This is a genomic window from Metabacillus mesotrionivorans (assembly GCF_052171315.1).
In the GTDB taxonomy this organism is placed as follows: Bacteria; Bacillota; Bacilli; order Bacillales; family Bacillaceae; genus Bacillus_P.
On sequence record NZ_JBQMFF010000002.1, the window covers coordinates 556,490 to 568,509 of the forward strand.

Sequence of the window (12,020 nt, forward strand, 5' to 3'; positions counted from 1 at the left end):
GTCGTTTTCATCTCCTTACGTCGCTTACCTGTTTGTTGAGTTTGCGGATTATAGCCGGAACCTCTTCCAAATCTTGAATGATATGCTCTGCATAAAATTCACCCCATCCATCATCTTTCTTCCATACTCCATGCATCCCCGAATTAACGGCAGCCTGTACATCATTACATGGATGATCACCAAGGTACATACATTCTGCCGGAGTCACATTTAAGTGGTCTGATGCTTTTTTAAACAGACGGGTATCCGGTTTTTTCATCCCTTCCCATTCAGAAATAAGAATCACATTAAAATATCGTTCAATGCCTAATGACCGAATCGATTTCATTTGAAAATCCCCATAGCCATTTGAGATGATTCCCAGAGACAGATCCATGCTTTTCAGTTTTTCAAGCATTTCGATAAGACTGCTAAATGGTTTGCAGCAATCTTTAAACGATTGTATATAGTCCTGAAAAAGGCATTCCCATCCTAATCCTGACACTCCAAACTCACTGACCAGCTGCTGATAAACTTTGTCCTTCCATACATACCCCCGATCTTCAAGTTCTATAAATCTGGAAATATAGGTTTCTCTGGGAATATGATTTAGATAAGAATTGTACGCGTCATATTGTCTTTCAATAAAAAACCTGACAGATTCCTCTCTGTTTAAAAGTGTCCCGTCAAGGTCAAACAGAACCGCCCTGATCATACAATTTGCCTCCTTGACCAGCTTATTTAATGACTGGTGCAGATGCTCCTCTTAACCAATCTTCTATAAATGGAGCCTGATGGGGATTCAGCTGTTTAGGCAGGTCGTGTTTATCTAAAAAAACAAGTCTCTTACTCTCTTCATTTTGGGATAATTGCCCCGAAAACTTCTTTGTAAAAAAGATGACTTGCACGCTGTAAACCCTGTCTCCATTTTCGTATTCTGCAAAGCCTTTTTTTCCAGAATATATGCCAAATAAATTCAGGTCTTCCAAGGTTAATCCTGTTTCCTCGCACACTTCTCGTTTGACAGTTTCTTCAAAGGTCTCTCCGAGTTCGAGCAATCCCCCGGGAATTCCCCATTCTGAGCGGTCTGTTCTTTGCTGCAGAAGAATTCTGCCTTTTTCATCTTCAATAATGGCACCGCAGCCCACGGTTAATAACGTCTGGTTGCCGATTAAATTTCTCATCGTTTGAATATAGTTGCTCATCATTGGTTCCTCTCAAAAAATGATTTCCAGTTCCAATTTTAGCATAATTACCCATCTGCTCATCAAAAAAAGACACATCATATTAAATGATGTGCCTCAGTGTTGGTTAATAAGCTCCTTCTGAGTAGGTGAGCTCATAGCTATGTGTATAAATTTCAAAAATGTTGCCGAACGGATCTTCCACATAAACCATTTTGAATGGTTTTTCGCCAGGATAATATTCCCGGATCGGCATGCGCTGCTTACCGCCATGTTCAATGATTTTCTGCACCATTCCCTCGATATCAGGATCCTGTATGCAGAAATGAAAGATGCCTGTTTTCCAGTATTCAAAATTGTTCTCAGGTTTTTTATTGTGTGGAAACTCAAACAGTTCAATTCCGATTTTGTCTCCGGTCGATAGATGGGCTATGCGGAATGTTTCCCACTCATTTCCGAAAACGTCCCTGCACATTTGCCCGATTGCAGAGTCATCGTTTTCTACTTTAGATGGTTCCATCAGGACATACCATCCGAAAACCTCTGTATAAAATTTGACTGCCTGGTCCAGGTCAGGAACAGAAAGTCCGATATGTGAAAATGATCTTGGATACGTCAGCATTGATTATATTCCTCCTCAATTGTACGATAGAGTTCCTTACAGAATTAGTGTAACGAATCATTTCCAATGATGTAAGTATGCACTTTTTTGTCAGCTGCTATCATAAAGGTAAGAAAGGAAGAACCGTTTTGGATTCAAATGAAGGAAAACTAAAGTGCTCCATTGAATATACACTAAATAAAATAGGAGGAAAATGGAAAACAGTTATCCTCTGGCATCTCGGGACTGATGGGACGCTTAGATACAGTGAAATCAGAAGGCTGTTGACAGGAGTAACCCACAAGGTATTAAGCCGGCAGTTAAAAGAACTTGAAGAAGATGGATTTGTGGAACGCAGACAATATGATACGATGCCTCCGAAAGTAGAATATACCATGACCTCCAAAGGGCATACATTGATGCCGATTCTTCAGCACATGCATGTGTGGGGCAAAGAAAATTGGGACCAGGATTAAAGGAGGAATGAAAGTGGGATGGATCATCGGCTTGCTGGCTGGAACATTAGGGCTGGGTTACTTGATTGACCGGAAAAGAACGAACAGAAAAACCGTATCTCACAATCCGGGTGAGGAAAAAAACGTTACAATGGGCGACAATCGCTATTCCAGCGGCGGGGAATAGCGATTGTCTCCCTTTAAGCGAATCTATTGCAAAAACATTGGTGAGCAGCAAAAAGACGATAATCATCCGATTACCGTCTCTTCTGCTTTACATACTATTCACTTTCTTCTTTTTATCCCACTTAAAGATTTTGTTGAGGAACAAGTAAATTCTTTTGGACTCTTTTGTCATTAATGGGCCTATAATCGCCAGAATCAGAACATACAGTGCTGAGAATGGCTTCAGCATCGGAGTAAGACCTCCGGCTATGCCGAGATTCGCTACAATAATGGAAAACTCGCCTCTTGATACAATAGTCAGACCAATGTTTGTGGACGCTTTATGGGACAAGCCCGCTCTCCTTCCGGCAATCATTCCGGCAATAAAGTTTCCGAGTATGGTCAACAGGACCGCACCGAGTGCAAGCCATACAGCGCCGCCGAGGGAGAATGGATCAATACTCAATCCAAAGCTGAAGAAGAAAATGGCGCCGAAGAAATCCCTGAAAGGAACGACCAGGTGCTCAATTCTGTCACTATGCTCCGTTTCAGAAAATACAAGTCCCAGTAAAAGAGCGCCAATGGCTTCTGCAACGTGAATCAGTTCTGAAAAACCGGCCACGAAGAACAGGGAGGCGAAAATGACGATGATAAATACTTCATCAGAGGAAATACTGATCAGTTTGTTGATCAGAGGTGCACCTTTTCTGGCTGCAATGAAGAAAAGAAGCATGTAGCCAAGTGCAGTGAGAATGGAAATAAGCGCTCCGCTGAACGATGTAGCATCCCCCAGTACAAGACCCGAAACAACAGAAAGATACACAGCGAGGAAAATATCTTCAAACATAATAATTCCCAGAATCAGCTCTGTCTCATTATTTCCTGTCCGCCTTAAATCCACAAGGACTTTTGCCACGATGGCACTTGAGGAAATTGTTATCACTCCGGCAAACACCAAAACTTCAACCGGAGTAAACCCATTGATAAAGCCGTATAGTAGGCCCAATGTAAAATTGATGCCAATATAAATGGTACCGCCGGTTACAATCGATCTTCCTGATTTGATCAGTTTCTTAACAGAGAACTCCAGCCCCAGATAAAACAGCAAAAACAGGACACCGATTCTTCCAAGAAACGAGATAATCGCTTCACTTTCAATAAATCTCAGATCAATTACTCCTATATGAGGTGCATGCGGTCCTACAACCATGCCGAACACGATTAAAAAGGGAATAATAGAAAACTTAAATTTATTTGCAAGCAGGGCGGCTGCTGCAACAATCAGTAATGCGGTTCCAACTTCAAATACTAAATGATCCATTTAATCACCCCGGTTTGTTAATAGTTCGCTGATTACACGTTTAACTTCCTCTCTCTTCCCTGAAATGACAAGCGTGTCCCCTTTTTCAAGAATCTCATCAGGACCAGCATTCAGCAGTTCTTTCATGTTGTTTTTCAAAATGGAAATTACAGTGACACTGAAGTGGTTGCGGATATCGAGTTCGCCGATGCTTTTCCCTTCAGCAGCTGCCCCGGGTTCGATTTTGAACCATTCAATGACAAGTCCCGAAAAGGCCATTTCAATTGTTTCAAGAGCTTTTGGCTTGTAGGCCATACCGCCAAGAATTGCCGCAATCTGTCTTGCTTCTGAGTCACTGAATACAATCGTTGAAACCACTTCCTCATGATCCTCGTCAAAATGATAGATTTCTCTTCTTCCGTCATCATGGATGACGATTACCGCTTTTTCCTGATTTTTTGTGATGACCTCAAATTTGCATCCAATTCCGGGAAGTTCGCTTTCTCTGATTTTCATCTGGATTCCTCCTGACCATTTTTAAAGATTCACATCGATTTGCGTGACAATCTGTTCATCTTTTTTTATTCCTAAAAACTTAAGGGTTTCAGACGGTGTTGCATGATGGAAATGCTTTTGCAGAAGGGCAAGTGAGACCCCTTTTTTGTATGCGTGGTAGCCAAACGTTTTGGCCAGGGAATTGGTTCCGATTTTCTCATTCACCCCGGCATGAACGGCAGCGTCATGGATGATTCTGTATGCCTGCTGCCTAGTAATGGGCTTTTTGAATTTGCGGGATTGAAACAAGTAGCACATATCGGAATTCGCCTTCTTCAGATACTCAGTGATTGCCAATCTGAGTTTTTTATTAATATAAACAGATCTCCTCCTTTCGTCTAAATCGGAGTAATGATAAAATTCTGCAACATTTCCGTTTTCATCCAGCAGATCATCCTTTTTTACTGCAGTCAATTCTGACACCTTTAAACCCGTATTAATGCCAAAAACGAATAGAAGATAGTCTCTATCGGATTGCTGTATAAGATAATCTTTTATTGCCTGAATATCATTTACGTTTCTGATTGCACTTACCGTTTCCATTTTATCACTCTCCAATGTTACTTAATATTAGTTTATCATATAAATAAGTTACATTCAAATATACAGGCTTCTTACAATCTTCTTAGTAATTCCCAAGAATGGAATTCATCCTGCAGTCCTTTATGCCGGCTGCAGGATTTGAAATTCCCCATAAAAAAACAGCCCATTAAACGTGAGCTGTAACAGTTATACAAGTATACATTGCAGACCTGATGTTCAGTTTATTGGATCGGCACCTTCTTAAACCAATACTCCAGAGCCTCCATCGGCTCCTCCCTCACGTGCGCGTAATAGATCTCCAATTCCTCCGGCTTTACACCATCAGGCAAAGTAAAAGAAAATTGAAAATCTTCCGCTGTTTTCAAATCATAGATCTGAGGCTCCAGGTCTGAAAAACCTTCTGTTTTAATCGCATGTTCAACATCTTCAACGAGGTATTTCCAGTCCATCTGGGTGTGCAAATCCGCTCGGCTGCGGGAAACAGAGCCCGCACTCTTATTTTCAGGAATATAGAAGATAAGATAATCAGTTGGAAAACGGTAGTAATCAAGTCTTTCTGACCAGCTTCCGCTTACATGCACCCTGCCGTTTTCTGCGGATGTTTCAAAAATCAGAGAATCCCGCTTTACCCGATCAACGGAATGAAAAAGAAAGAAACTGACAAATACGATGCAGATGAATATGGGACTGAACAGCAATAGTGCGGCCAGTTTGTTTTTCTTCCATTTGCGGATACCTGATACTAACAGAATAATCAAAACTAAACCTATAATCAGTGTCATTGCACAGGACCTCAAACCGTCATTTCATTTTCGTATTTACAATGGAGAGCATGGACTAACTGAGCATTAAGTACGTCTGCAAAAAAGCCAATTGAGAGTGAAGCGAGAAAAATAGTGCCCCCCATTAAGGCTAAACTAGGATGAAGAATGCCAATGATCATAAACAGCAGTATCCCTCCCGCGTATATAAAGGCAATCATACAAGCGCATCCTTTAATTCGGCGGAGATCTGTTAAAGCCGCTTCTGAAAAAGCCTTCCTTTTCTCTATAAGCGACAGTAAATGCACAGCATGCTGCAAAGCGACGGCAAAAGGCAAGACAGTTAAGTAAATTCCAGCAAGCACGATTCCTTTTAAATAGGCAAACTCCGGATATTGCTCAGCTGACAACTCAGCAAGACCAGGAAGCCAGAAAACACTCAAACAAAAAATAGCTACCCCGATCAGGAGCACAGAAGCTTTCAAAAAAAGGATATATCCATTTTTCATATTGCACCTCATATCAATGTTTTTCTATATTTTACCTCTGTATTTATTGTAAATCAATAAATTTTTGTTGATAAAACTAAAAAAACAGCCAACCTCCATGAAATAGAAAGCAGCTGTTTTTTGGTACGAAGCATGTGAATAAGCTCATCTTAACAGTTAAAAATAAAAAAAACAATTTTAGCGAAGGAGCAGTCTATGATTTTCCTTTACACTCTTTTAGCATGTTTTGTTATGCCCCAGTCTGATGCTAGTGATATATATCCTTTACAGCCCACTTCCTCTGAAACGCAAGAGAATTATCAACTAACAGAATTTTTCTATCATCATAACCAGATTGCCATTTCCTACCCCCAGCTATCCGGTATAGAGGATTCATCTAAGCAGGAAAAATTAAATAAGAATATCAAAACCGATGCCTTAACGGTCCTTCACTATTATCCTGATGGAGCCATGACGGATGGATTGACTTTAGACATCAAGCACACGATTAAAAGGATGGACCGTGAACTGCTGAGTATACAGTATGATGGACTCGCCAATGTGTCAGGCACAGCCCATCCCTCTCATCATTTTTATACCTCAACCTACCTGCTGACTGATGGAAGCCGGGTAAAATTAAAGCAGCTCGTGACCCTGAACGAAGCTTTTGCCGAAACGCTTAAGAAAAAAAGCAAGGCACTATCCCCTGCCCTGCAAGGTTACCTTGAGGAATTATCGAATCAGGACCTGCTTTCTAAACTTCAAACTGCAGATCAGCTTGAAAGTATCGGAGAAAACGATCAGTCTGATGTTTTCAGCTATTGGACAGAAGATTCCCTAGGCATCAGCATTGGAGTAAGCCATTCACAGGGTGACCATGCGGAATATGAAGTGAAAACAAAAGATATCGTTCCTTTTTTGAAGAAACCTCTATAGCAGAAAAAAGAAATTTTTTTGACGTGTCAGAGCACATTTCCATTAAGCATTGATTGTGCGGTTTGATTTTTCATCAAAATATGAAGCCTTAGAAGGCATCATTACTGTCACAAGCAGACCAGCTGCAAACAGGACGCTTGCACCTGAAAAGACGAGACAGACTGTCTGCAGGGTGAACCATTCTGCTGATAATCCTAACAGGAGCGTCAGCACAATTTGCACGATTCCCTGAAGCATATCAGCAGCGCTCCCAAACCTGCCCATAATGGCGACAGGAACATTCATCTGAAAGAAAGTCGCATAGCCCGAATTGGCGAACGCCATAAAAAAGCCTAGAAAGACAAAAGACAGAGTAGCTGTCATGAATCCGTTTGAGCTGTAAAAAAACAAATACCCGGCAGAAGTCATCAGCATGCCTGTTCCCATATAGAAGCCAAGCTTCAATTTGGAAGCAAATGCTGCTGATGCGGCAGCGCCGGCGAGCACACCGAGTCCTGTCAGACTGACAATCATTCCATAATCCCTGTCAGAAAGCTCAAGATGCTGCTTAATAAAGGTTGCCTCCTGAGAATCAAGGGCAAAGCCAATCAGCATCGCAGCCTGAAAGAAAACGTATACTGCCATAAAGTAAGCTGCTTTTTTTCCAAATTGAAAGACAGTCTTCCAATCATCGACAATCGTTTGAAATTTGCCGCGTTTATTCGATTGAATCGGCTCTTCCTTAAGCTTCGGCAGGAAACAGAGAATAAATCCGCAGACAATAAAGGACACTGCATTAATAAAAATGCAAATGTCTGTTCCAAAATGCATAATCAGAAACCCTGCAACAGCGGGACCGGTCAAAAATGCTCCGGAACTTGCCATCCCCATAACGGAATTAAATCTCTTTCTCTTTTCAGAAGGAATCATTTTCGTTATGTATACAGAAGAACTTGGACCAAAAAAAGAACCTGCCATATTAATAAGCAGAACAGCCAGATAAATAAACCAAAGTGAATCCAAAAACGGGATGACAGCCACCATACCGCCTCTGAAAACATCTGTGAAAATCATCAGCTTCTTTTTATCCATCCGGTCAATGACACTGCCTGCCCATGTGTTTGTAATCAGTATGGCAATCGGCCTGATCATATACAGTCCTGCGACCGCTGCAGCCGATCCTGTTAAGTTTAAGACAGATAAATTGATGGCAATCAGGTAGATCCAGCTGCCCAAATTTGATATGCCGATTCCTGTAATCAGCAGAGACGGCACTTTCCATGCATTCATTAACCCACCCCGTATAGAAGAATTATGTAATGATATCGTACCACTCTTCATCAGTTGTTTTTTCCTTCAATTGTGAATCTTCTCCAAATTTTAGTATTTTTTTCAAACGAACCTTGCTGATTCTTAATGCACAGTTTCAATACCTTTTTTTCAGACAAAAGAGAAGGTACAATAGAGCAAGAAAGGATGTGCTAAAATGGCTGTCGTTTTGCCGCATATTGAAGATGCCAACACAACGGGCTATATCCCTCCTGCTGGAGATTATGAAACATTTGAAAATGAAACGGACTATGAAGAAAAAGTAAAAGAATGGGGACTGCGCGTAAAAAAGGAGTACTGGTATAAAGAACGTACACACCAGAGACTTGTTGCGATTAAAGGATACCAGACTTTCGGTGCATCACATACAACGCTTGTCATCGAGTTTCAAGACGGAAATCTGTCTTGCATTCACCCGGCTTACCTGAAAGAAATGCAGTCGGGAAATTTCGGCAAGGAAGTAAAAGAGCCTGCTCCTGATGCTGCTCCTGCTATGAGTACAGAAGAAACTGCATTAAAGGCTCCTTCAGAACCTGCCATGACACCTTATGTCAAGCAGGCTGAACCTTCTGAAGAACCTAAAAAGCCTGCCGCTAAAAAAGCTAAGCAGCCAAAGCTTGCCCTGCCTGATGACAAGGTTCATTTCACGGCAAAAGTAAAGCAGCTGGCGCTCAGCTGGAATCATTTTAATGAAGAAAACGACGAGGTAGTGATACTCGAAGATGTCGCGATTGTTGGTGACGATGCCCTTGAAATCGGACTTGCCTGGTGCTCCCACAGCAAAACCCTGAAAAAATATGAGCTTGCAGCGGATGACATCCTGAACTTTAACGGGAAGATTGTCAAAAAAACATTGCCTAAAGGAAAAGACGTAGAAGATGAATCTATGCTGCTCGACGTTTCCGTTCCTTACAAGATCAACAATCCGTCTAAAATCGTCAAAGACTGATCAGCGCACCGTTACTGGTGTGCTTTTTTTATTTCAGCGCCTCTGCTATGGCTGATTTTTCCCGGGAGAGCTTGCAATATTTCACCTCCATTTGCGGATACTAACGTTTAGAAAAGCACGCGAGGGGTATTTATGCTACATCAATGCTTCCGACTACTAATTCAAGAGGTGACGACAAAAAGATGAGCATGAATCGTGGAATCATAACAGCAGTTGGTGCAATTGCCATTGCACAGGGATTAAAAATATTCACCTACAAACGCCTTTCAGGAAAATGGGATGTGAAGCAACTTGTCACGACAGGCGGAATGCCGAGTTCCCACTCAGCAGGCGTTGCTGCTCTTTCTACTTATGTTGCAGCTAAAAACGGGACAACTTCCATTGAAACGGCGATTGCCGTTATTTTCGGCATCATTGTGATGTACGATGCACAGGGTATCAGACGGCATACCGGCGAAATCGCCAAACTGATCAATGACATTGACGGAGAGATGGCCGTTATTTCAGAACACCTTCCCGGACTTGGCCACATTAAACGCGAAGAAGAACTGAAAGAAGTGCTGGGACACCAGCCTCTTGAAGTTGTTGGCGGAGGTATTTTAGGTGTGGTTCTTGGGTTAATCAGCGCAAAACTTGAGGATAAATAAGAAAGAGAGCAAAATCGCTCTCTTTTCTTTTTGTGAAGATTGAACTCGTTAAGAAAAACACTTACTAACATGGTTTACTTCCAACTACCACGGTTTTACTGCCAACTTTCATTCATTTACTGCTGACATAAACCGAATAACTGCCAACTTCATTGCATTCTCTGCCAGCCGGCTTCCGCTTATGCATCATCATTTCAGCTCAATTCCCGCTTCTCAATCTTCTCCCTGAGATGATCCGCCAGCTCTTCAATCTCTATTGACAGAGACTGTTTCTCCCCGTGTTTCCTGACATTAACATGGCCCCCACTCATTTCCTGATCACCAAGTATCAACATGTAAGGCACCCTGCTTTTTTGCGCCTTTCTGATTTTATAGCCAAGCTTTTCTCCGCTTGCATCTATTTGAACGCGAATGCCTCTTTCTGCAAGCTTATTTTTAACTTCTTCAGCATAGCCGCGGTGCACTTCTGCAACTGGAAGAATCACAGCCTGAACAGGGGCAAGCCACAATGGAAACACACCTGCAAAGTGTTCGATAAGAATGCCAAGAAATCTGTCAAGAGAGCCTGCAATGGCGCGGTGAATAACAACTGGCCGCTCTTTTTCATTTTTCTCGCTGATATAACTGCAGTCAAACTTTACAGGCATCTGAAAATCAAGCTGCACTGTCGCACACTGATGACTTCTCTTCATGGCATCCTTGATGTGAAAATCAATCTTAGGTCCGTAAAAAGCTCCGTCGCCTTCATTTATACGGTAAGGCATCCCCATCTCGTCCAGCACTTCCTGAAGTGCCGCTTCCGCATCCTGCCAAAGCTCATCATCCCCCATTGAATTTTCCGGTCTAGTCGAAAGCTCGACTGAATAGTCAAACCCAAGAGTACGGTAAACATAATCAATCATGTCAAGCACACTTTTCACTTCATCCTGTATTTGATCCGGACGCACGAACAAATGAGCATCATCCTGGCAGAAAGTCCGGACTCTCAGCAGCCCGTTTAAAGCTCCGCTGTACTCATGCCGGTGCACCTGCCCGAATTCTGCATATCTGACCGGCAGATCTCTGTAGGAAAAAAGCTGCTGGTTGAACATGATCATGTGTCCCGGACAGTTCATCGGCTTGAGCGCAAATGTTTCTTTATCTACATCTGAGAAATACATATTTTCGTGATAATGATCCCAGTGGCCGGATTGTCTCCATAGCCGCTCATTCATCATAAACGGGGAAGAAACCTCCTGATAGCCTGCTGCACCCTGAACTTCCCGGAGCAGCGACTGCAGCTCGCTGCGCATGATTTGACCATTTGGCAGGAAAAAGGGCATGCCTGGTGCTTCTTCAGAAAACAGGAAAAGCTCCATCTCTTTACCAATCTTGCGGTGATCCCGTTTCTTTAGTTCCTCCTGTTCTTTTTCAAACAAAACCATTTCTTTTCTGCTTGCAAATGCTGCACCGCTTATCCGCTGAAGCACATGTCCTGACTTATCACCCTTCCAGTACGAGCCAGCAACTGCATGAAGTTTAAAGGCTTTAATGGCAGAGATGGAGAGGGGTTCATTCGATATGTTCATATACTCCCCTTGTCTGCAAACTAACACACTCTCCTCGTCCATCCCACACAGCTGCTCTGCTTTTAAATACTCTCCCTTTTCTGAAAATAAAGCGATGGCTTCTTCAAGGGATAACGAAATATGCTCCCACTTTTCACCCTGTCCTAAGATGCGCTCCATTTCCGCTTCAATGTCTTTCAGTTCTTTTTCTTTTATGCTGTGCGAAAGTAGAAGCTCTGCATAAAAACCGTTCTGATGAGAAGCCTCGCCCCCAAGGACTGCTCCCGGATACAGTCTGCTGACTGCCCTTGCAAGAAGCTGTGCACTAAAATAATTGATGACCTCCTGATTTTTTTCCTTTTTCTGATTTTCCATCATAATCCCTTCTTTCGCAGAAATATAAAAAAGCGCACTCATCCCTATAGCAGGGACGAGCGCGCTTTGCCCGTGGTTCCACCCAGATTTCTGATTTAGAAAAGTGCAAGTGTCCGTTCAGCTCCGAAAGACAGATAAGAAATCCGGCGAAAAGTCCGGTTCCCGCCTTTTTCGCGGATTTTATTCTGGCAGAGGAGTTGGACACTGAAGCTGGACAAAGATGCTAG

15 protein-coding genes are annotated in these 12,020 nt (G+C 42.5%); 5 read left to right on the forward strand and 10 right to left on the reverse strand.

All coding sequences use genetic code 11. The features are described 5' to 3' along the window. Positions 1-7 precede the first annotated feature (7 nt). The 3 genes from ACTSEZ_RS07705 to ACTSEZ_RS07715 all read right to left on the reverse strand — a co-directional run bounded on the left by ACTSEZ_RS07705 (position 8) and on the right by ACTSEZ_RS07715 (position 1,782). On the reverse strand, positions 8-694 hold the full coding sequence (locus tag ACTSEZ_RS07705) for an HAD family hydrolase (protein ID WP_369733595.1): 687 nt from the start codon (positions 692-694) through the stop codon (positions 8-10). 22 nt (positions 695-716) lie between these two features. Further along, a complete protein-coding gene (locus ACTSEZ_RS07710) occupies positions 717-1,184 on the reverse strand; it encodes an NUDIX hydrolase (protein ID WP_369733596.1) in 468 nt (155 codons plus the stop codon). Between the two features lie 106 nt (positions 1,185-1,290). Then, on the reverse strand, positions 1,291-1,782 hold the full coding sequence (locus ACTSEZ_RS07715) for a lactoylglutathione lyase family protein (protein WP_369734080.1): 492 nt from the start codon (positions 1,780-1,782) through the stop codon (positions 1,291-1,293). Positions 1,783-1,913: 131 nt separating this feature from the next. Here ACTSEZ_RS07715 and ACTSEZ_RS07720 point away from each other — a divergent pair, with 131 nt between their 5' ends. Together ACTSEZ_RS07720 and ACTSEZ_RS07725 are read left to right on the forward strand one after the other, a co-directional pair. Then, positions 1,914-2,240, forward strand: a complete 327-nt coding sequence (locus tag ACTSEZ_RS07720; RefSeq protein WP_369733598.1) for a winged helix-turn-helix transcriptional regulator — start codon at positions 1,914-1,916, stop codon at positions 2,238-2,240. A gap of 13 nt (positions 2,241-2,253) precedes the next feature. Further along, complete coding sequence (locus ACTSEZ_RS07725) at positions 2,254-2,406, forward strand: hypothetical protein (RefSeq protein WP_369733599.1); 153 nt, start codon at positions 2,254-2,256, stop codon at positions 2,404-2,406. Positions 2,407-2,493: 87 nt separating this feature from the next. On the opposite strand, the gene ACTSEZ_RS07730 is transcribed toward ACTSEZ_RS07725, so the two are convergent. The 5 genes from ACTSEZ_RS07730 to ACTSEZ_RS07750 form a co-directional block, all read right to left on the reverse strand. After that, positions 2,494-3,705: a cation:proton antiporter gene (locus ACTSEZ_RS07730; RefSeq protein WP_369733600.1), complete on the reverse strand. Its 1,212-nt coding sequence runs from the start codon at positions 3,703-3,705 to the stop codon at positions 2,494-2,496. After that, the gene (locus tag ACTSEZ_RS07735; RefSeq protein ID WP_369733601.1) at positions 3,706-4,200 is read right to left on the reverse strand and encodes a cation:proton antiporter regulatory subunit; all 495 of its coding nucleotides are present in this window, start codon (positions 4,198-4,200) and stop codon (positions 3,706-3,708) included. A gap of 21 nt (positions 4,201-4,221) precedes the next feature. After that, the gene (locus tag ACTSEZ_RS07740; RefSeq protein WP_369733602.1) at positions 4,222-4,782 is read right to left on the reverse strand and encodes a tyrosine-type recombinase/integrase; all 561 of its coding nucleotides are present in this window, start codon (positions 4,780-4,782) and stop codon (positions 4,222-4,224) included. A gap of 221 nt (positions 4,783-5,003) precedes the next feature. Further along, positions 5,004-5,564 (reverse strand): hypothetical protein, encoded by a 561-nt coding sequence (locus ACTSEZ_RS07745; protein WP_369733603.1) that lies wholly within the window; start codon positions 5,562-5,564, stop codon positions 5,004-5,006. Positions 5,565-5,575: 11 nt separating this feature from the next. Further along, positions 5,576-6,052: a DUF2975 domain-containing protein gene (locus ACTSEZ_RS07750; protein WP_369733604.1), complete on the reverse strand. Its 477-nt coding sequence runs from the start codon at positions 6,050-6,052 to the stop codon at positions 5,576-5,578. A gap of 195 nt (positions 6,053-6,247) precedes the next feature. On the opposite strand from ACTSEZ_RS07750, the gene ACTSEZ_RS07755 reads away from it, so the two are divergent. Continuing rightward, positions 6,248-6,967 carry a polysaccharide deacetylase family protein gene (locus tag ACTSEZ_RS07755; RefSeq protein ID WP_369733605.1) on the forward strand — a complete coding sequence of 240 codons (720 nt, stop codon included), beginning with the start codon at positions 6,248-6,250 and terminating at the stop codon, positions 6,965-6,967. 42 nt (positions 6,968-7,009) lie between these two features. Here ACTSEZ_RS07755 and ACTSEZ_RS07760 read toward each other — a convergent pair whose 3' ends face one another. Then, complete coding sequence (locus ACTSEZ_RS07760) at positions 7,010-8,236, reverse strand: MFS transporter (protein WP_369733607.1); 1,227 nt, start codon at positions 8,234-8,236, stop codon at positions 7,010-7,012. A 196-nt stretch (positions 8,237-8,432) separates the two neighbouring features. Between ACTSEZ_RS07760 and ACTSEZ_RS07765 the strand changes: the two genes are divergently transcribed. After that, positions 8,433-9,224, forward strand: a complete 792-nt coding sequence (locus ACTSEZ_RS07765; protein ID WP_369733608.1) for a hypothetical protein — start codon at positions 8,433-8,435, stop codon at positions 9,222-9,224. Between the two features lie 188 nt (positions 9,225-9,412). Further along, a complete protein-coding gene (locus ACTSEZ_RS07770) occupies positions 9,413-9,871 on the forward strand; it encodes a divergent PAP2 family protein (RefSeq protein WP_369734081.1) in 459 nt (152 codons plus the stop codon). A gap of 194 nt (positions 9,872-10,065) precedes the next feature. Here ACTSEZ_RS07770 and thrS read toward each other — a convergent pair whose 3' ends face one another. Next, complete coding sequence (thrS, locus tag ACTSEZ_RS07775) at positions 10,066-11,793, reverse strand: threonine--tRNA ligase (protein WP_369733609.1); 1,728 nt, start codon at positions 11,791-11,793, stop codon at positions 10,066-10,068. Positions 11,794-12,020 lie beyond the last annotated feature (227 nt).

Bases quoted from the DNA above. Each gene is read 5' to 3' on its own strand.
- ACTSEZ_RS07735 (WP_369733601.1), bottom strand. From the start codon at position 4,200: ATGAAAATCAGAGAAAGCGAACTTCCCGGAATTGGATGCAAATTTGAG.
- ACTSEZ_RS07730 (WP_369733600.1), bottom strand. From the start codon at position 3,705: ATGGATCATTTAGTATTTGAAGTTGGAACCGCATTACTGATTGTTGCA.
- ACTSEZ_RS07705 (WP_369733595.1), bottom strand. From the start codon at position 694: ATGATCAGGGCGGTTCTGTTTGACCTTGACGGGACACTTTTAAACAGA.
- ACTSEZ_RS07760 (WP_369733607.1), bottom strand. From the start codon at position 8,236: ATGAATGCATGGAAAGTGCCGTCTCTGCTGATTACAGGAATCGGCATA.
- ACTSEZ_RS07740 (WP_369733602.1), bottom strand. From the start codon at position 4,782: ATGGAAACGGTAAGTGCAATCAGAAACGTAAATGATATTCAGGCAATA.
- ACTSEZ_RS07765 (WP_369733608.1), top strand. From the start codon at position 8,433: ATGGCTGTCGTTTTGCCGCATATTGAAGATGCCAACACAACGGGCTAT.
- ACTSEZ_RS07710 (WP_369733596.1), bottom strand. From the start codon at position 1,184: ATGAGCAACTATATTCAAACGATGAGAAATTTAATCGGCAACCAGACG.
- thrS (WP_369733609.1), bottom strand. From the start codon at position 11,793: ATGGAAAATCAGAAAAAGGAAAAAAATCAGGAGGTCATCAATTATTTT.
- ACTSEZ_RS07755 (WP_369733605.1), top strand. From the start codon at position 6,248: ATGATTTTCCTTTACACTCTTTTAGCATGTTTTGTTATGCCCCAGTCT.
- ACTSEZ_RS07770 (WP_369734081.1), top strand. From the start codon at position 9,413: ATGAATCGTGGAATCATAACAGCAGTTGGTGCAATTGCCATTGCACAG.
- ACTSEZ_RS07745 (WP_369733603.1), bottom strand. From the start codon at position 5,564: ATGACACTGATTATAGGTTTAGTTTTGATTATTCTGTTAGTATCAGGT.
- ACTSEZ_RS07750 (WP_369733604.1), bottom strand. From the start codon at position 6,052: ATGAAAAATGGATATATCCTTTTTTTGAAAGCTTCTGTGCTCCTGATC.